This is a genomic window from Planococcus chinensis (genome assembly GCF_020071995.1).
In the GTDB taxonomy this organism is placed as follows: Bacteria; Bacillota; Bacilli; order Bacillales_A; family Planococcaceae; genus Planococcus; species Planococcus chinensis_A.
In genome coordinates, this window is record NZ_JABWTK010000001.1 from 496,715 (window position 1) to 515,751 (window position 19,037).

Annotated in this window: 23 protein-coding genes and 1 riboswitch; of the genes, 22 read left to right on the forward strand and 1 reads right to left on the reverse strand. The window is 46.9% G+C overall.

Translation table 11 applies throughout. The features are described from left to right. Positions 1-90 precede the first annotated feature (90 nt). The 12 genes from msrA to HU147_RS02500 all read left to right on the forward strand — a co-directional run bounded on the left by msrA (position 91) and on the right by HU147_RS02500 (position 8,177). Positions 91-768, forward strand: coding sequence for a peptide-methionine (S)-S-oxide reductase MsrA (gene msrA, locus HU147_RS02445; RefSeq protein ID WP_224074720.1), 678 nt, complete (start codon positions 91-93; stop codon positions 766-768). Between the two features lie 111 nt (positions 769-879). Further along, positions 880-1,575, forward strand: a complete 696-nt coding sequence (locus HU147_RS02450) for an MgtC/SapB family protein (RefSeq protein WP_224074721.1) — start codon at positions 880-882, stop codon at positions 1,573-1,575. Between the two features lie 133 nt (positions 1,576-1,708). Beyond that, entirely contained in the window at positions 1,709-2,098 is a 390-nt protein-coding gene (locus tag HU147_RS02455) for a GntR family transcriptional regulator (RefSeq protein ID WP_224074722.1), read from the forward strand. Next, complete coding sequence (locus HU147_RS02460; RefSeq protein ID WP_224074723.1) at positions 2,095-3,189, forward strand: DUF1648 domain-containing protein; 1,095 nt, start codon at positions 2,095-2,097, stop codon at positions 3,187-3,189. The genes HU147_RS02455 and HU147_RS02460 overlap by 4 nt, the downstream gene beginning before the upstream one ends. 20 nt (positions 3,190-3,209) lie before the next feature. Continuing rightward, positions 3,210-3,404: a PLD nuclease N-terminal domain-containing protein gene (locus HU147_RS02465; RefSeq protein ID WP_224074724.1), complete on the forward strand. Its 195-nt coding sequence runs from the start codon at positions 3,210-3,212 to the stop codon at positions 3,402-3,404. Then, positions 3,401-4,282, forward strand: coding sequence for an ABC transporter ATP-binding protein (locus tag HU147_RS02470; protein ID WP_224074725.1), 882 nt, complete (start codon positions 3,401-3,403; stop codon positions 4,280-4,282). The genes HU147_RS02465 and HU147_RS02470 overlap by 4 nt, the downstream gene beginning before the upstream one ends. Continuing rightward, positions 4,279-5,064, forward strand: a complete 786-nt coding sequence (locus HU147_RS02475) for an ABC transporter permease (protein ID WP_224074726.1) — start codon at positions 4,279-4,281, stop codon at positions 5,062-5,064. The genes HU147_RS02470 and HU147_RS02475 overlap by 4 nt, the downstream gene beginning before the upstream one ends. A gap of 119 nt (positions 5,065-5,183) precedes the next feature. After that, a complete protein-coding gene (locus HU147_RS02480) occupies positions 5,184-5,588 on the forward strand; it encodes a VOC family protein (RefSeq protein WP_224074727.1) in 405 nt (134 codons plus the stop codon). Further along, positions 5,581-6,285, forward strand: coding sequence for a CBS domain-containing protein (locus HU147_RS02485; protein ID WP_224074728.1), 705 nt, complete (start codon positions 5,581-5,583; stop codon positions 6,283-6,285). Before HU147_RS02480 ends, HU147_RS02485 begins: the two co-directional genes overlap by 8 nt. A 12-nt stretch (positions 6,286-6,297) precedes the next feature. Then, positions 6,298-7,122 carry a metallophosphoesterase gene (locus HU147_RS02490; protein WP_224074729.1) on the forward strand — a complete coding sequence of 275 codons (825 nt, stop codon included), beginning with the start codon at positions 6,298-6,300 and terminating at the stop codon, positions 7,120-7,122. A 10-nt stretch (positions 7,123-7,132) separates the two neighbouring features. Further along, positions 7,133-7,609 (forward strand): NUDIX hydrolase, encoded by a 477-nt coding sequence (locus HU147_RS02495; RefSeq protein ID WP_224074730.1) that lies wholly within the window; start codon positions 7,133-7,135, stop codon positions 7,607-7,609. Positions 7,610-7,679: 70 nt separating this feature from the next. Further along, positions 7,680-8,177, forward strand: a complete 498-nt coding sequence (locus HU147_RS02500) for a GNAT family N-acetyltransferase (protein WP_224074731.1) — start codon at positions 7,680-7,682, stop codon at positions 8,175-8,177. Positions 8,178-8,240: 63 nt separating this feature from the next. On the opposite strand, the gene HU147_RS02505 is transcribed toward HU147_RS02500, so the two are convergent. Then, complete coding sequence (locus tag HU147_RS02505; protein ID WP_224074732.1) at positions 8,241-8,564, reverse strand: CHY zinc finger protein; 324 nt, start codon at positions 8,562-8,564, stop codon at positions 8,241-8,243. A gap of 83 nt (positions 8,565-8,647) precedes the next feature. After that, positions 8,648-8,819: riboswitch (FMN riboswitch) on the forward strand. A 323-nt stretch (positions 8,820-9,142) separates the two neighbouring features. Between HU147_RS02505 and ribE the strand changes: the two genes are divergently transcribed. The 10 genes from ribE (at position 9,143) to HU147_RS02555 (ending at position 19,028) form a co-directional block, all read left to right on the forward strand. After that, positions 9,143-9,772 (forward strand): riboflavin synthase, encoded by a 630-nt coding sequence (gene ribE / locus HU147_RS02510; protein ID WP_224074733.1) that lies wholly within the window; start codon positions 9,143-9,145, stop codon positions 9,770-9,772. A gap of 13 nt (positions 9,773-9,785) precedes the next feature. After that, entirely contained in the window at positions 9,786-10,979 is a 1,194-nt protein-coding gene (locus HU147_RS02515; protein ID WP_224074734.1) for a bifunctional 3,4-dihydroxy-2-butanone-4-phosphate synthase/GTP cyclohydrolase II, read from the forward strand. 14 nt (positions 10,980-10,993) lie between these two features. Beyond that, on the forward strand, positions 10,994-11,458 hold the full coding sequence (ribH, locus tag HU147_RS02520; protein ID WP_224074735.1) for a 6,7-dimethyl-8-ribityllumazine synthase: 465 nt from the start codon (positions 10,994-10,996) through the stop codon (positions 11,456-11,458). A 99-nt stretch (positions 11,459-11,557) separates the two neighbouring features. Continuing rightward, positions 11,558-12,265 carry a DUF421 domain-containing protein gene (locus tag HU147_RS02525; RefSeq protein WP_224074736.1) on the forward strand — a complete coding sequence of 236 codons (708 nt, stop codon included), beginning with the start codon at positions 11,558-11,560 and terminating at the stop codon, positions 12,263-12,265. 11 nt (positions 12,266-12,276) lie between these two features. Continuing rightward, entirely contained in the window at positions 12,277-12,807 is a 531-nt protein-coding gene (locus tag HU147_RS02530) for a histidine phosphatase family protein (RefSeq protein WP_224074737.1), read from the forward strand. A 76-nt stretch (positions 12,808-12,883) separates the two neighbouring features. Then, positions 12,884-14,707 carry an LTA synthase family protein gene (locus tag HU147_RS02535; protein ID WP_224074738.1) on the forward strand — a complete coding sequence of 608 codons (1,824 nt, stop codon included), beginning with the start codon at positions 12,884-12,886 and terminating at the stop codon, positions 14,705-14,707. A gap of 66 nt (positions 14,708-14,773) precedes the next feature. Then, positions 14,774-15,787 (forward strand): GTPase, encoded by a 1,014-nt coding sequence (locus HU147_RS02540; RefSeq protein WP_224074739.1) that lies wholly within the window; start codon positions 14,774-14,776, stop codon positions 15,785-15,787. A 147-nt stretch (positions 15,788-15,934) separates the two neighbouring features. Next, positions 15,935-16,615, forward strand: coding sequence for a response regulator transcription factor (locus HU147_RS02545; protein WP_224074740.1), 681 nt, complete (start codon positions 15,935-15,937; stop codon positions 16,613-16,615). After that, positions 16,605-18,023, forward strand: a complete 1,419-nt coding sequence (locus tag HU147_RS02550) for a sensor histidine kinase (RefSeq protein WP_224074741.1) — start codon at positions 16,605-16,607, stop codon at positions 18,021-18,023. Before HU147_RS02545 ends, HU147_RS02550 begins: the two co-directional genes overlap by 11 nt. Before the next feature lie 141 nt (positions 18,024-18,164). Then, the gene (locus tag HU147_RS02555) at positions 18,165-19,028 is read left to right on the forward strand and encodes a peptidylprolyl isomerase (protein WP_224074742.1); all 864 of its coding nucleotides are present in this window, start codon (positions 18,165-18,167) and stop codon (positions 19,026-19,028) included. Positions 19,029-19,037: the final 9 nt, after the last annotated feature.

A 19,037-nucleotide genomic window follows, 5' to 3' on the forward strand; every position in this document is an offset into this window, starting at 1 on the left:
GTTTGCCCACTATTTCAACCGGCCAACACTTTCAAGCTTTTCATGTTTTCTTAAGTGTGTTTTACTGATAGTAAATTGGAGGGAACTGAGATGGAGCAACAACGTACCATTGTGGAGTTGGAAAAAGGAATGGAGAGCCGTGAGCAGAATATGGAAACGGCGACTTTTGGAATGGGCTGTTTCTGGGGGCCGGAAGCACGCTTTGGAAGCCTGCCGGGTATTCTTCGGACAAGGGTCGGCTTTTCAGGAGGCACCACGAAAAATCCCACTTACCGCAAAATGGGTGACCATACCGAGACGGTTCAGGTTGATTTTGAACCAGCTCTTATCAGTTACGAAGAAGTGCTTAAACAGTTCTGGAAAAACCATTATCCGAACCGGGATGAATACAAAGGGAGGCAGTATATTTCCTTGCTGCGCTACCACAATGAGGCGCAAGCGGAAACAATCAGCCGGGTGAAAAAAGAAATGGAAGCGGAACTTGGAGAAGAAATTGAGACGGAAATCGATGCTTACACCGAATTTACGCTTGCAGAAGAACGCCATCAAAAATATTACTTGAAGCGTTATCCAAAAGCATTGGCCCAGCTGGAAGCCATTTATCCAGAGCCGGAACTTCTCCTCGATTCGGCGTTTGCCGCCCGCCTGAACGGTTTTGTCAAAGGCTTCGGGACAAGAGAAGGGCTAAGGCAGGAAATCCTCGGCTGGCCGATTGAAGAGGCCAGCCGGAAAATACTGGCGGAAACATTTATGGCGCTTAAATGGTAGAACCTCATAGGTCATGATGTTCTTTTTTTATAGCATCTATTTTTGAGAATGATAAAAATATATTCGGGTAAACTTTAGTATAAGAGAGGGAAGAGGTCAGGAGGAAAAGTGATGGATTTTCTGCCGGGCGATTATCTCAGTATTGTCATGCGGCTGTTGATTGCGGCTTTCCTGAGCGGATTGATTGGAATCGAACGGGAAGCGCAGCAGCAGCCGGCAGGGCTCCGGACACACTTGCTCGTTGGAACTGGATCGTGTTTGATGATGATTCTATCGGTCACTGGATTTGACACGTTTTTGGAACGGGACAGCGATGCCATCCGATTTGATCCTGCCCGAATCCCGTCTTATGTCATTAGCGGCATTGGTTTTTTAGGGGCAGGTACCATCATTGTGCACCGCGGATCAGTAAAAGGATTAACGACGGCCGCTTCGGTGTGGGTAGCCTCAGGGCTGGGGCTTGTCGTGGGAATCGGCATGTATTTTGTAGCCGCTTTAACGACGGTCATTGTGCTGATTGCGCTGTCGATTCTTGGGAAACTGGAGGCGAAGTTTCTTCCATCCCATAGCCGCAAAGAAATTTCACTTGTTGCAGAAGACCGGAAAGAAAGCTTTTCATCCATCCAGAAGCTTTTTGAAGAAAGCAATGTGGAGATTCTCGATTTCCACATTGAACATCTCGAATCCCATACGGACAAAAGAGTTTCGGCTTATATTTTTGTGGTAAAAGAAGGCAATATAAAAAATGAAATCGAGCTGGTGAAAAAGCTTCAACAGCACGAATTTATCTACAAAGTAACCATATAGCCAGCCCCATAAGAAGAGTCCAGGCATGCAGTTGCCTGGATTTTTTTATTGCAGGGAGTTGACAGATAAATCTATCTGTTATACTTTATATATAACAACTGTTCTACAAAGAATAGAACAAGAGGTGGAAATTATGTTTATTGAAATTGAACCGCAATCTCCTGTCCCCATCTATTTGCAGCTGGCGAATCAAATCATGGAAGGAGTGGCGAGCGGCGGGCTGTCGCCGGGGGCACTACTCCCTTCAGGCAGATCTTTTGCTGCAGACCTTGGCATGAATATGCATACGGTCAACAAGGCTTATCATTATTTGGAAGAGAAAAAGATGATTGAAATCATTCCGAAAAAAGGGGTATTTATTCACGCAGATGCTCTGCGCGTGGCGACTGAAGCTGAAAAACAGCGTATTGAACAGGAATTGAGGCCGATATTGGCCGAGGCTCTATGCCTGCAGTTGGGCAAAGAAGAACTGAAAAAAATGATTGAACAGACTATCCGCAATATTCAAGGGGGATCTAAATGACTGTATTTCTGATGGCGGTTATCATGCTGCTTGTAATCGGGGCTCAGGCTTTCGTTCCTTTTTTCGTAAGGAAAACAGAAGTGTTTGGAATTTATGTACCATTGGAATATTCACAGCAAGAACTTCTCCAGAATTTGAAGAAGAATTACACGGTTCAGGTTCTGCTTGTGGGAGGCGCCATTGTTGGGCTTTATGCCATTGGGTTCGGCGTCACAGAAACTCCGGAAGAAACAGCAGCTTTATGGGGTGTTGGGCTTCAGCTTGCTTTGATTGTATTCAGTATGGTGTTGTATCTCAGGAATCATGTGAAAGTGAAAAAGGAAAAACAGAAACAGGGATGGACCAAAGGGAAAAAAGAAAAAGTAGTCGTTGACTTGCAGTTCCGTAACGACTTGGAAATGGTTTCGAATGCAGCATTCCTTCTTCCGATGATCATTACCTTTGGGTTGATCTTATATACATTGAGCCATTATGGCATCTTGCCTGCGCAAATTCCGGTTCACTGGGGCCCGGATGGCCCGGACCGGTTTACGGAGAAAACAGTTTTTACGAGCATTTCGCTAATGCTGGTGCTACTTGTCATGCAGATTCTGTTTTTTGCTTTGAATTGGGCGCGGAAAACGAGCGGAGCAAAAATCAGGGCCAGCCAGAAGCAGCAATCGCGCGAGCGGGAGCTCGCTTCCCGCAAGTACGGCAGCTGGCTTCTTCTCATCTCGGCGATTGCCTCAACGCTATTGATGGGGAGCCTTCAATTGTCCATCATTCATGCCGGACTTGGCACTGCGCTGGGGTATATGGCACTAATTGTAGGTTTCTTAATAGCGGTGCTTGGCGGGACAGCCTTTTACGCATTTAAGGTAGTGAAAAGTGCGTCGTTTGCAGAAGAAGAGCAGGCAGACCCTGGTGTGATTGATGCAGATCATGACGAACATTGGAAAGCCGGAATTTTTTACATCAATAAAGAAGATCCTTCGGTAATGGTGGAAAAACGGTTCGGCATCGGTTGGACCATTAATTTTGGCAATCCAAAAAGCTGGCTGTACCTTCTGCTTCCTATTGCGGTTCTGCTGTTGATTGCTTTTCTGCTATAAACAAAAGAGGAGGAAAGAAAATGGATCAAACTACATTAGTGCTGTTGCTCCTGCCGATCATTGTCATTCAGCTGGGCTTAATGATTTTTACATTAGTGGACTTGGTAAAAAACCCGAATCCGAACGGACCTAAATGGCTGTGGGGCATACTGATTATCTTTGTCAATATTCTGGGCCCGATTCTGTATTTGGTGATTGGGAGGCGGAATTATTGAGCATCCTGGAAGTGAACAAGCTAACGAAACGTTATGGTTCAGAAATCGCGGTAAGCAATCTTTCCTTTTCATTGGAAGAGCGAACTTCAACAGCATTGATCGGGCCGAATGGCGCCGGCAAAACGACGACCTTGTCAATGCTTGCCGGATTATTGAAGCAGACAAGCGGCAGCGTCAATTGGCAAAACCATTCCGGCATCGGCTTTTTGCCGCAGCACCCACAGCTTTTCCCATGGCTGACGGCTCTTGAATTTTTAGAAATGGCTGCCAGACTTAGCGGCATTGCTGCCAGAGAAGCCAGAAGCCGATCGATTGAAACGTTGCAATTTGTAGGTCTCGGTTCTGCAGTAAACAAGAAAACAGGCACTTTTTCAGGAGGGATGAAACAGCGTCTTGGACTGGCTCAGGCAATCGTCCACCGCCCGAAATTGCTGCTGCTGGATGAGCCGGTATCCGCCTTGGATCCGACAGGGCGCAGGGAGGTCATGAATTTGCTGAAATCTTTGCAGCATGATACGACCATTTTATATTCCACCCATATTTTAAACGATGCGGAAGAAATGACTGATCAAGTATTGTTCCTTCGCCGCGGTCAGCTGGTGGAGCAGGGGTCACTTGAAGAAGTGAGGCAACGCTATGCTGAACCGAATATCCGCATTCGTTTTCAGGATGCCCGTTCTGCTGCCCATTTTGCGGAACACCATAACTGGAACGCCCGTGTGGAAGGGGCAGCGGTCCTGTTGCCAGTTGGTGAGACAGGACCCCGAATGGAAGAAGTAATGCTTGCGCTTTCCAAAGATGCATCCGGCGTCTCCGGTATCGAACGGCAACAAGCTACGCTTGAAGAAATCTTCCTGAAGGTGGCGGGTGCAGAATGACTCAATTCAACGTGTTGCTGAAGAAGGAATGGCGGGAGAATTTCCGGAATTACAAGATTTTCTGGATTCCCATCGTCTTTATCCTGTTCGGAATCATTGAGCCAGTAAGCAATTATTTTTTGCCGCAGATTCTGGATTCTGTCGGCAATTTGCCGGAGGGCGCTGTTATCGAAATCCCGCCTCCTGAACCAGAAGAAATTTTGGTTGCAGTGATGGGCCAATACCAGTTGATCGGCATGCTGGTTTTAGTGCTCGCTTATATGGGGTCGGTGGCAGGAGAGCGGAAAAACGGCACCGCCACATTGCTGTATGTCCGCCAATTGTCATTTCCGGCTTACTTTTTAAGCAAATGGATACTGGCAAGTGCAGTCGGAATGCTGAGTGTCTGGTCCGGCTTATTGGCGGCTTATTATTATACCTTCTTATTATTTGAAAGAGTCGACTTCACGAAATTCCTGAAATTCGGGGCAACGTACAGCCTCTGGATTTTGCTGATCGTGAGCCTGGTGCTGTTGATGAGCGCTGCGCTGCCGAACGCCGGATTGGCAGCGGCCGGGTCGCTGCTGCTTATCTTTGTCTTTCAGCTGATTGACGGCTTGCTTGGAACGTACTGGTCCGTTTCTCCATTGAAAATTCCGGGATACGCTGCCCAGTGGCTGCTCGATGGACCGAAGCCGGAAGATTTCTGGTGGACCATCGGCATCGGAATTTTGCTGATTTTTGCCATGATACTGGCCGGAACCTGGTCGTCGAAAGTCAATGCTTCGAAAACAAAAGTATAGATGCCTCTTTGCCGCAGCTTCTGAAGTTGCGGTTTTTCTGTCTGTCCGATTCCGGAAGCTTCTGAGCCGTGAATTTTTCCGTTCCGTTCTGTTAAACTGAAAAAAAGGAGTTGATGAATATGCTTCACCATATAGAAATCAACGTCTCAAACTTACAACGGTCGAGGGAATTTTACAGTGTTTTGCTTCCAGAACTCGGATATGCCGAGTATCAGAACTGGCCACTCGGTTTCAGTTATAGAAGCGGTGCTGCGTATCTGGTTTTTGTCCAGACGGAGGAGCCTTTCCGGGACATTCCGTATCACCGCAAAATGACGGGATTAAATCATTTGGCATTCCGTGCGGACTCGCGTGCCGAAGTGGACCGCCTGACTTTGAAAATGAAAGAAAAGGGCATCCCTATTTTATATGAAGATCGCCATCCTTTTGCCGGCGGACCGGATTATTATGCCGTCTTTATGGAAGACCCGGACCGGCTGAAAATCGAAATCACCGCTGATAAAGGAGAGGGAGCCCTTGGCTGAGAAAAACTCTGCACGCTTTATTGTGGCATTCAATAAAATTGAAAAAAAGCTGAAAGAGATCATTGGAGGGGCAAGCTATATCACTTTTTTCAAGTCGATTGATTTAGCGAAAAAAGAAAACGCCACGGTGAGAAAATACGAAGAGGATTTGCGGGAGTTCGCCGATCTTCGAAATGCCATCGTCCATCACCGGACTTCCACTGAGTATGTAATTGCAGAACCGCATCTTGAAGTTGTAGAATTGATAGAGCGCATTGAGCATTTGCTGTCGCAGCCGGTAACAGCAGGGGCCATGTTTGCAAGGGCAGTGCATACGTTTGAAGCGGAAGACAGCCTGGCGAAGGTATTGCGCATCGTAAGGAGACGGAACTTCCTGCAATTCCCCATTTACTTGAACGGGGAATTTATCGGCCTGATCACGTCTGCCGGCATAGCAAGGTGGCTTGTCCAAACGGTGGATGAAAAAATCATTTCCCGGGAAATAACCACGATGGGCGATATCTTAAAATATGAACGTGCTGGAGAAAACCATCGTTTTATCGCCTCCAATACATCCGTTTATGAAGCGGAAGAAATATTCAAACGTTCAGTGGTGGAAGGCAGCCGCCTGGAGGCGCTGCTTATTACACGGAACGGTAAAAAAGAAGAGAAGTTGACGGGCATTATTACGCCTATTGATTTGATCAAGATCGAATAGAGGTAACAATAGATGAAAAAGTTAGTGGTATTTTTAGTCCTCGTATTTTTTGTATGGGGCTTTGTATGGGTGAACAACAAATGGGTGGTCACTACAGAATATTCAGTGGCGTCCAAAGAATTACCGGAAGCATTTAATGGAAAGAAAATCGTCCAAATTTCGGATTTGCACAATGCCGGTTTTGGGAAAGGGCAGTCTACGCTCATTGAGAAAGTGGAGATGGAAAAACCGGATGCTATTTTTGTGACAGGGGACTTGATTGACAGTGACCGGTACGATTTGGAAGTGAGCTTGGATTTGGTGGATGCCTTAGTGGAAATGACGGAAGTTTATTTTGTGATCGGAAACCACGAAGTGTCCGTAAACAAGCTTGAAGAAATAACGGGGGCGCTTGAAGAAAGAGGCGTTATTGTTTTGATGAACGATGCCATGCAATGGGAGCTCGAGGGAGAATCCATACAAATAGCAGGAATTAACGATCCGTTGATGGATGTGAATCTGACCGAAGAAGAGTTTACTCGCGAGGCGCTGGATAAAGCGGATTTGAAAGAGGAATTCACGCTGCTGTTGGCTCACCGGCCGGAAATGTTCAATACATACGTAGATGAGGGCATCGACGTCGTGTTTTCCGGCCATGCCCACGGAGGGCAGCTTCGCATACCGGGACTTGGCGGATTGATCGCTCCTGGACAAGGCTGGTTTCCGGCCATGACAGATGGTGTTTTTGTAAAAGGCGAAACCCAGCTCGTACTCAGCAGGGGGCTTGGAAACAGCGGTTTTCCGTTAAGGATTTTTAATTTGCCGGAGATTGTATCGGTTACGTTAGAGAAAGAATAAGGGGTGCAAAATGGATACGACATTCAAAATGGAGAACCAGGTGTTCAATTACCGGGTGGCGGCAGTATGGATTGAAAACGGACATGTTTTGCTGCACAAGCAGACGCACGAATCCCACTGGGCACTGCCGGGAGGCCGGGCGCAAATGCTGGAAGACTCGAAAACGTGTCTGGTACGCGAAATCAAAGAGGAATTGGATGCAGAAGCGGAAACCGAACGTCTGCTGTGGGTGACAGAAAACTTTTTCACGTACAGCGAAAAATCGTACCATGAACTGGGTTTTTACTATGCAGTGAAAGGGAAGCGCGGCGAGCAGCATTACCGTCCCGAACCATTTTTCGGTCCGGAAGGCGATCACCTGACTTATCAATGGGTGCCGCTTGAAGAAGTTCGGCAAGTAAATCTTTATCCGGAGTTTCTGCGGGAAGCTTTAAATAACTTGCCGTCAGGAACCGAGCATTTGATCATGGTGGACAACAAGGACTAACAGAGGGCTCAAGTTTATTGGCATCGTGAGGAAATTCGAGCGATGCCTATTTTGCAAGGAGGCGTACGAAGTGATAAAAAAGAAAGAAGTCACGCTTCATCCTTATACCTCGAAGGTGACTGTCGAATACAGTCTGCCGTCAGACCAATTGGAATTTACAGGCCTGCCGCAGGACATCATTGAGCGGGATGCCCAAAATCCCGATAAGCATTTGATTGTCATAAAAGCACGGGACGAAGTAGCCGGCTTTTTTGAGCTGGATGAATCGGATGACCGGAAACTGTATTCCAATAATCCGAAAGCATTGCTGCTTCGAGGCTATTCAGTCAATCCGGAATATCAGGGGCGCGGCATTGCCACCGGCTCGATTTATGCGTTGCCGGGCTTTGTCCAAAAAGAATTTCCAGAGTTCGATGAAGTGGTGCTTGGTGTGAATGCGCGAAATCTGCCGGCTCAGCGAGTCTACCAGAAAGCAGGATTTGAGGACACCGGCCGTCGCCTGATGCGCTCAAAAGGCGAACAGATTGTCATGTGTTTAAGAGTGGATACGCAAAAAGAGAACAGTTGATGTTCTCTTTTTTGTTTGGAGTAAATGATAAGTTGTGGAAGTATACGCAGCGGGTGCTGCAGCTTATTCAAAATACAAATGCTTGTGCAGACTGCATCCGGGATTAAAACGTGCCTGGCAAACCGGGCATGACGATGCACAGTCCAGGTATTCCTGAATTTCCAGCTCGTGGCCGCATGCACCACAAAGAACGGCTTTTTCATTGAACTTTTCTTTTGGCCATACTTTGGCTTTGCCGCATCCGGCTGCCTGGTGGCATTCAAAGCAAGGATAATAAATGCCGCAGCAGAAAAATTTGATGGCGATGCGGTCAATTTCGGAATGGTAATGGGCGCAGCGTGTTTCATCATCCACGTCAATGCCTTTAACAGGGACAGAATGTGACATTTATTAACCTCCTATAACATTTTAAGAGAAATTTACTGACTATTCTTCTGTTTATGTTACTATTAAACGGACGAATAATCGAATCAATTCTTCGGGGCAAGGTGAAATTCCTTACCGGCGGTGAGCAGGAAACTGTAAGTCCGTGACCCGATCTGTGAAATTCAGGGGCTGACCATGCGCCTGCACATTTCATAGACGGTGGAGCTGGTGTAAATCCGGCACCGACAGTGAAAGTCTGGATGGGAGAAGAATTGAAGCTTTTTTTGTTATGCACTTTTTTAAAAAAATTGGTGAAGTCTATGCTGTTGCGGAAAAAGATCCTCCTTTTGAAGCCGGCTTTCAGAGCAGATCCAATAAAAACGTGCATTGGTTTCGCGTACTCAATATTCCTCAGCACTACCCTTTCCTTACCACCCGTTTGCCCCTTGGTGGAAAGAACTCATAATTTGTATTGCCTTTTCGGCAAGTTTGCCGAAGAACGTCCGACTGCTGATTAAAAGCATTCGAAGCTCGACACAACTGAATAAAGTTCCAGGACAAAGAAAATTTTAAAACATGGCAAAGGAGCGTGATTGCAAGTGTTTACTGGAATAGTGGAAGAAGTGGGTCGTGTGGCTTCTCTCCGTGCCAAGCCACAGGCCATGGAACTGACAATCGCCTGTTCACTCGTTTTGGAAGATGTGAAGCGGGGAGACAGCATTTCAATCAATGGCGTCTGCCTGACGGTTTCGACTTTTACGCACAATACGTTTACAGTCGATGTCATTCCTGAAACGGTCAAAACTTCCACCATGTCGGAACTGAAAAGCGGTTCCCGTGTGAATCTGGAACGGGCTATGCCTGCCAACGGGCGTTTTGGCGGCCATTTTGTCAGCGGACATATCGACGGCACCGGTGTCATCCGTTCAGTTAAAAAAGAGTCGAACGCCCTGACGAAAGTAATTGAAGTGGAGCCGGAACTCATGAAGTACATGATGCTTAAGGGATCTGTCGCAGTAGACGGAACCTCGCTTACGATTTTCGATCTTGGAAATAAGACCATAACCATTTCGCTGATTCCCACCACGCAGGAAGATTCTCTGTTAGGGGAAAAAGGGATTGGTGCACGCGTGAATATCGAATGCGATTTACTAGCAAAATACACAGAACGGATTCAATCAGCGCAGCCGAAAATGACTCGGAGCTGGCTGGCTGAAAACGGATTTTGATGGAGGCGGTAATATGTTCTATACGGTAGAAGAAGCGGTTCGGGATTTAAAAGACGGAAAAGCTGTCATCGTCATTGATGATGAAAACCGGGAAAATGAAGGGGATTTTATCGCTTTGGCAGAGCATGCCACGCCGGAAATCATTAATTTGATGGCAACCGAAGGCCGCGGATTGATTTGCGTGCCGGTGGAAGAAACAATTGCCAAACGGCTGAAAATCGGATTGATGACCGACAACAATACGGATGAATACGGAACAGCGTTTACCATTAGCGTCGACCATAGGGACACCACTACAGGCATCAGTGCGTTTGAACGTTCGCACACGATTTTGAGTATGCTCGATTCGGAATCCAAAGCGGCGGATTTCAAACGCCCCGGCCATGTTTTCCCGCTGATCGCCAAAAAGGGCGGCGTATTACGCCGTGCCGGCCATACGGAAGCGGCGGTGGACTTAGCAAAACTGGCCGGATCCGCGCCGGCTGGCGTCATCTGCGAAATCATGAATCCGGACGGCACGATGGCCCGTGTGGATGATCTTCAGAAAGTGGCGGAACGCCTCGGGCTGGGCATATTGACCATCCAGGATTTAATCGCCTACAAACGCAAAAATGAAAAATTGATTAAGCGGGAAGTGGAAGTTGCGCTTCCGACGGCATACGGGGAATTCCGGACGATCGGCTATACCGAAGTGCTGACCGGACAGGACCATGTGGCGTTTGTCAAAGGGGACATCGATCCGGAACAACCGGTTCTGGTGCGCGTCCATTCCGAATGTTTGACAGGGGACGTATTTGGTTCCCATAAATGCGATTGCGGGCCGCAGCTTCATGCTGCATTGGAACAAATCGGATCCTCGGAATCGGGTGTCCTGCTATACATGCGGCAGGAAGGGCGCGGCATCGGCCTGATCAATAAGCTGAAAGCCTACGAACTGCAGGCACAAGGCTATGACACGGTGGAAGCCAATCAGAAGCTCGGGTTTGCAGATGATTTGCGCGATTACGGAATCGGCGCGCAAATTTTGCGGGATCTCGGAATCGTGAAAATGAAACTATTGACGAATAACCCCAGAAAAATTGCCGGCATCGGCGGTTACGGCCTTGAAGTGGTTGAACGCCTGCCGATTGAAATGCAGACGACTAAAGACAACGAAGACTATATGAAAACCAAAAAATCGAAACTCGGCCATTTGCTGAATTTCTAAAGGAGACCTGGATTATGAAAACTCATTTTGAAGGATATTTAAACGGCGAAGGACTGCGCATCGGCATTGTTGTCGGACGCTTTAACGAATTTATCACCAGCAAATTGCTGAGTGGTGCAGAAGACGCCTTAAAGCGCCATGGCGTCAAGGATACGGATGTTTCCATTGCTTGGGTGCCCGGAGCTTTTGAAATTCCGCTGGTTGCTAAGAAAATGGCGACAAGCGGCAATTACGATGCTGTTATTACACTTGGAACTGTGATCAGAGGCGCGACGCCTCATTTCGATTACGTTTGCAGCGAAGTGGCCAAAGGCGTTTCCAGAGCAAGCGACCAGGCAAATATTCCGGTTATTTTCGGAGTGTTGACGACCGATTCAATTGAGCAGGCGATTGAGCGCGCAGGAACAAAAGCGGGCAACAAAGGTTGGGAATCTGCAGCCGGCGCAATTGAAATGGCTAATTTGATGAAGAAATTGTAAGGCAAAACCCGAAGCCGAGTGCTTCGGGTTTTTTATTGGCTTAAAAAACAGGGAAAGGGGAATGGGACCATAGAGGACAAGTGACTGGAGGAGAAGGTTATGACGTATGTTGACATTGGGATCAAATTGGTTTTCGGACTTGTGGCGCTGCTGGTGGTCACCAGGCTGCTCGGAAAAAAAGAAATGTCCCAGCTGACACCGTTCGACTTTATTTATTCCATCGTTCTTGGCGGCATTTTAGAAGAAAGCATTTATGACGATAAAGTCTCCGGGCTGCATGTCTGGTTTGCGGCCGCTGTCTGGGGAATTATGCTTTATGGCATTGAAAAGCTCTCGAAAAAATACGATAAAATCCGGGTGATGCTTAAAGGGGACGCTTCAATTCTGATTCAGGACGGGGAGTTCATGGTAGAAGAATTGAACAAAAACCATCTGGAAATGGAACAGCTCCGAACGATGCTGCGCGAACATGGCGTATTTTCGCTGCGTGAAGTCCGCGATCTGTATCTTGAGCCTGGTGGTACGGTCAGTTTGCGCAAGTATGCTGAAAAGGACAGTGTCACGCCAGAAATGATCGGAATCAAGCCAAAAGACGACTCGCTGACATTTTTGTTTGTAGATGAAGGCGAGATGAACGAAGGTATTTTAAAGTATGCCGGAAAATCGAAAGAATGGCTTTATCAGGAATTGGAGAAGGAAGGATTTAGTGATATCGAGAAAATTTTGTATGCCGAATGGTCTAAAACGGACGGATTTTTCATAAAGACTTATAATGGAGCTAAGAACGGTCCTGCAAGAGGAAATTAGGAGTGTGGCAGATGAAAAAGACGATTTATTTGGTGAGGCATTGCAAAGCAGTGGGGCAAGAACCCGGCGCTTTGTTAACGGATGAAGGAGAGAAACAGGCTAAGCAGCTTGCCGGTTTCTTTCAGGACAAAGAGATTCAGCATATTATTTCGAGCCCGTTTACAAGGGCAATCAAATCCATTGAACCGACAGCGGACAGCCTTAGCCTGGGGATTGAAATCGAGGACCGCCTTGCAGAACGGGTACTCAGTACAGAGGATTTGCCGGACTGGATGGAGCGGTTGAAAGAGTCTTTTCAGGATTTAGGCATGAAACTTTCTGGCGGCGAATCAGGAATGGAGGCTACGGAAAGGGGAATGGCCGTACTGTCTTTAGCTTCTGACTGCAGTATTTTAGTGACTCATGGCAACCTGTTGGGGCTGATGTTGAAACAGATTGATGAAACTTATGGATTCGAAGAATGGAAAAACCTTTCGAATCCGGACGTCTATCAGATAGAAATTGAAGGCGATGCATTTCAAATCACAAGAATATGGGAATAATATAAGAGAACCCGATGAAAGTAGCAGGTATAAGCAGCGCTGTTTTGGTTCATTAGTGCAAAGGGAGGTGAACCTCATGAACAAAACAAAAGCAGTTCCTTATTTAATGATCTTTTTTCTTCTTTTATTAAAGGTAAGTGCATTTCGCATTCTGATTTTTGATACCAAATCCATCTGGCATATTGCTTTTGTCGAGTTTCCAGTATGGGCTTTTCTGCTGGCTGCAGTGCTGCTGATTTTCAAGAAACACGTATGGTTGGCCGCTTGGCTCTACAGTTTTGCCGTTTCGGGAATTTTCTTTGCCGTGACTTTGTATAGCCGCTACTATACCACTATCCCTTCCTATTACGATTTGCAGCAGGCTACCCAGTCCAGTACGGTAGGGACGACGATTTTGCTGCTGATCAACCCATCGGATTTCCTGTTTTTCCTGGACGTTGTGTTGCTTGCGATGATTGCGAGAAAATGGAAAGAATCGCCGCGCACGCCGCCTAAGTTCAAATATGCGGCAGTTGGGTTAGCGGCTATCAGTATAGTTACCACAGTCTATGCTATTAAACAGCCCATTATTGATGTCTCATATTTTGCAAAAGAGAACGGCTACGCCCAGTCTCAGCTTGTGCAAATGTATCAACAGGCAAACGAGAAAGCACATGCCTCTTCAACTACATTATCCCCTGAAGAATTGGAAGCCTTAAAAGGGAATGAATATGTCCCGATAAACAATCACGAAACGTTCGGGTTGGCGGAAGGGCACCATTTGTTCGTGGTCCAAGTGGAATCGATGCAGAATTTTGTGGTTGGCCGATCATTGAATGGGCAGGAAATTACACCGAACATCAACGACTTGCTTGAGGAGAGCGCGTATTTTTCTAATGTCTTTCAGCAAATTGGGGCAGGCACGACATCTGATGCCGAATGGATTGCCAATACCGGACTGTATACAGAAGGCATGGTGCCGGTCGTCAACAAGTTGAACGGCAGCCAAGTTCCGTCGCTTGCGCAAACACTGGAAGGGCATGGCTATGGTTCAGCAACGTACCACGCGGATGATATCGAGTTTTGGAAGCGCAATGTGCTGTATCCGGTTCTGGGATTTGATGAAATATTTTCGAATGAACAAATTCCGGAAATAAAACAGGTCGGGTTTGGACCGGCAGACGAAGTGCTGATGGACTTTGCCTTAGGTGAATTGCCGCGCCAACTCGATGCGTACGAGCGCATCTACTCGAATATTGTCATGATGACCAGCCATACGCCATTCGTCCTGCCGGAAGACATGCAATATCTGGATTTGCCGATGGAATACGAAGGCACCCATGTCGGCCATTATTTGCAGGCCATCCGTTATGCGGATGAGCAAGTCGGATACTTTATTGAGAAATTAAAAAAACAAGGACTGTTCGATGAATCCTTGATTGTCATTTTCGGAGACCACTCCGGTATTCACGGATCTCCGCTCGCTTACGAAGACGATATACTTCTCAAAGACTTCCTCGGCCATTCCTATTCAATGAAAGAGCGCTACACAATTCCGCTCTTATTCACCGGCGGCGGCTTGTTTGATGGAGTTAAAATGGACCGGCTGGGAGGGCAAGTGGATATTATGCCGACCACACTCGCACTTCTCGGTATTGAGCATGAAACGCCGCTGATGGGCCATAACTTGTTCCAGTATGAGAAGAATTTGCTTGGCATGCGCTATTATTTGCCGGGAGGGTCATTTATCCAATCGGAACAACTGTATAAAGCACCTGGAGCCAAACTGCCGGATATGCTATTGGATATCAAAACGATGGAAAAGCGAAAGAAAAACAGCGAAACCAAAAAGCATACCCGTGACGTGCAGAAACTTCTGGAGTACGGAGATACATTGCTGAAACCGTATATCCAAAACTGAAAAAATTCACAGAACCGTTTGAATTCGTTATAATAGTCAGTAAAGATCAAAAAGGGGGAACGCCAGATGGTAAAAGAGTTTGAACAAGAAGTCAGCCAGATAATGGACGCCATGTTTGAAAACGAAATGAAAAAAGTGAATGACATGCTTGATCAGGATTTGCTCATCTCGTTGATTGGGGAAGTGAATGCAGGAAAATCTTCAACCGTCAATAAAATCATCGGTGGAGATATTGCCAGCACGAACCCGATGCCGGGAGAGACAATCAGTGTCGATCCTTATAATATTCGCGGACTGGAAAACATCAAATTTATGGACACTCCCGGTTTGAACGACCCGAACGATGAAAACCCGAAGAAGACGCTTGAGTTTGTCCAGAATTCAGACGTTGTGCTGTTCTTTTTGAATGCTGCCGGAACCGTGTTCTCGGAAAGCGAGAAAGAAAAATTCACGGCAATTGAAAAGCACAACAAAGACATTCTGATTGTCCTGAACAAAATTGACGCGGCTGAAAACATCCCTTCAATTGTTCAGTTCGTTAAAGACCATACCAAAAATAAATACAAAGTCATTCCGATTTCTTCAAAGACCGGTGAAAATCTGGAGAACTTGAAGAAGGAAATCCTTTTTTTGCTCGAAAAGAAGGGGAAAGACCTGCTCTTCGCTAAAAGCATGAAAGAAAAGTCCTCTGCTGCCAACCGCTGGATTATCGGTGCAGGCGTGTCAGCAGGCGTCATCGGAGCTTCCCCAATCCCGGGTTCAGATGTTATTCCGTTGACTTCCCTTCAGGTGGGAATGATTATAAAGCTTTCTAAACTGTACGATAAGCCGCTCAGCAAAAAAGCGGCCAAAGACATGATCGTCATCACGGCAACGCAGACCATCGGCCATACGCTTTACCGCCAGGCCTTGAAATTCATCCCTGGCGCAGGCTCGGTGATCGGCGGAACAGTGGCTTCAGCCATGACATTGGCACTCGGCTACGGCGTAAAGTACGCTTACGAGAACAACATTGCCATCGATTACGATATGATCGGCGATTTGTTTGAAAAGTACCGGGCGCGTGAGAAAAAAGCATAAAAGATGATGGAAAACCGCTCCTTAAAAGAGCGGTTTTTTTTTTGGGATAAGCATCGGGGAATCTGAGCGGGTGAGCCAGCTTTTAAAACGCTTGCTTCCAACCACTATGTGATTTATTTTTATAGAAAGAAGAGACGGAGGGTATGTATGAGAATTTTGGTGGTGGAAGACAATCCGAGCGTAAGTTCCATGCTGGAACTGTTTTTCTCAAAAGAAGGAATAACCGGAGAATTTGCAGCCGATGGGCTTGAGGGATATCAAAAATACAGGCAGAACGATTTTGATTTATTGATCCTCGATTGGATGCTGCCCGGCATGGATGGCATTGCGCTTTGCCGGAAAATACGGGAAGAAGGCAGTTCTGTACCGATTATTATGCTGACGGCGAAAGACAGCGATTCGGATCAAGTCATCGGTTTCGAGATGGGCGCAGATGATTACGTCACCAAGCCGTTCAGCCCGCTGACCTTGATGGCCCGCATCAAAGCCGTCATGCGAAGAGCCCGAAAAGCGGAACCGGTGTCCGATATGATTCAAACCAGGCATTTCCTTGTAAACAAAGAAACCCGGGAGATTCAGAAAGACGGTGAACCGGTTCAAAGCCTGACGCCTAAAGAATTTGATCTGCTCGTCTTTTTCCTTCAGCATCCAAAGCAGGTGTTCAGCCGGGAACAATTGCTTGAACAAGTGTGGGGCTATCAATTCTACGGGGACGAACGGACCGTTGACGTCCATATCAAGCGGCTGCGCAAGAAAATAGCCGGCGGGGATGCGCTGTTCCATACCGTTTGGGGAGTAGGGTATAAGTTTGAAGAACATGCGGATTAAGTATTTCTATCAACTGATTGCCAGCCATTTGAGCATTCTGCTTATCGCTTTTTTGATTTTGAGTTTATTGTTTGTCCGGTACGTGGAAGACTTTGCCTACGAAGAAAAAGCGCAAGAGCTGGAAAGCTACGGGCAAAAGATTTTGGAAGAATTGGAGAACCCGCGGCCAGGGGCAGGTTTGCAGTCGTATATGTCGATTTTGGATGCGCAAAACATCAATTTCATTGTTTTTGATCAGCAAAGCCGCATTCTTTATCCTTCCACCGGCAACTTTCCGCCAGTTGTGCTGACGCAGGAAGAGTGGAACGTCATTGAACAAGGCGATACGCTGGTCGTTAACCGGGATGTCGAGCGTTTTGAATACACCGTTACGTTTGTCGCGCTGCCTTATGTGGAAAATGGCCGCTTGATTGGCGGTGTGCTGCTGGCTTCCCCCATCAGCGGCACAAGCGAAATGATTTCGGAACTCAATAAATCGCTGCTGACGACGATTCTGATTGCTTTAGCTGTGGCACTGTTATTAAGCCTGCTGCTGTCGAAGCTGCATGTCAGCCGGCTTCAGCGTATGCAAAAAGCTGCCGCCATGATCAGCGAAGGGAATTATGCCGTCAATTTGCCTGAATCCCAGTTTGACGAATTTGGAGATTTGGCAAAGGATTTCAATAAAATGGCGGATAAATTGCAGCAGTCGAGCGAGGAAATCGACCGCCTCGAAAACAGGCGCCGCCAATTCATGGCGGATGTTTCCCATGAAATGCGGACACCATTGACAACAATTGCGGGCGTTATCGAAGGTCTGCGCAATAATATGATTGCGGAAGACCAGCGGGAAAAAGGCATCCGTTTGGTGAGTGATGAAACGAAGCGGCTGATGCGCCTTGTCAACGAAAACCTGGATTATGAGAAAATCCGTTCCAATCAGGTAACCTTGGCGAAGGAAGAAATTGAAGCCGATGAACTTTTGGAAATCATCCAGGAACAGCTGCAGATGCAGGCGGCTGAAAAAGGCGATGTCATTGAAATCAAAACCGAACCGGGGCAGATGATCTATGGAGATATGGACCGGCTCATTCAAGTGCTTACCAATATCGTGAAAAACAGCATTCAGTTTACCGAGAATGGCCGGATTGTATTGAAAGCTTTCCAAGAACCGCAATTCATGGTCATTGAAGTACAGGATACGGGGAGCGGAATCGACGTGGAAGAAATCGATTTGATCTGGCGCCGCTTTTACAAAGCGGATCTGTCACGGGGAAGCGGCCAATTCGGCCTTGGCCTGTCCATTGTCAAACAATTGATCGCTTTGCACGACGGCGACGTCCGTGTAGAAAGCGAAAAAGGCAAAGGCACAAAATTCACCATCCGCTTGCCGCATAAAGGGAAGTTGGAAGAGGCAACAGAAGAATAAAAGAGTGGCAGAACCTGAAAGCATTGGCTTTCAGGTTTTTTCTTTTGTTCAAAGTTTACATCTCTATTAACGGTTTGGTCATAGTTTATTCATATTTGCTTGTTAAGATTTGATTAACGAGATGAAGGAAGAGGGTTGAAGATGAAAAAAGCGGTATATATAGCAATTGGAGCAGTGATTGCCTCTGCGGTATTTTTGGTGGCAAGTTTTGTGCCGAGCGATGCGGTGGCAACGGTAAATGGAAAGGCGATTGAGCGGGATGCCCTGTACGGGGAAATGGTGAAGGCTACGGGAGTAGAAACGCTTGAGGCCATGATTGCAAATGAAATCGTTAAACAGGAATTGGAGAAAGCGGATATTAAAGTGAGCAAAGAAGAACTTGCTGCCGAAATGGCTGTATACGAAGAAGCATACGGCAGTTCCGAAGCTTTAGAGACAGCGGTGAAAGCGACCGGCATGACAATGGGGGATTTAGCAGCGGATATCGAAACGCAAGTGAAAATCGCAAAACTGCTTGGTCCAAACATTGACATCACGGATGAGGAAGTCAAAAGCTATTTTGAAGAAAATAAAGAAAGCCTGGCACAGCCGGAACAAGTAGAGGCGAGCCACATTTTAGTGGAAACAAAAGAAAAAGCAGATGAAGTGGCGGCGAAGTTGGATAACGGCGAAGATTTTGCTGAACTGGCAAAAGAGTACTCAACCGATACGGCAACCGCAGAAAGCGGGGGCGACCTCGGGGCGTTTGGCACAGGCGAAATGGCTCCCGAATTCGAGGAAGCAGCTTTTGCGATGAAAACCGATGAAATCAGTGAACCGGTGGAAACGGAATACGGTTTCCACATCATCAAAGTGACGGACAAAACCGAAGCACAGGAAGCAACACTGGAAAACAGCAAAGAGCAGATCAAGGAAACTCTGTTCGATGAAGCCTTGAATACCGAATATGCTGCGTGGCTGTCGGAAAAGCAAGCATCATACGAAATCGAAAATAAATTAAATTAAGGAGAGCGA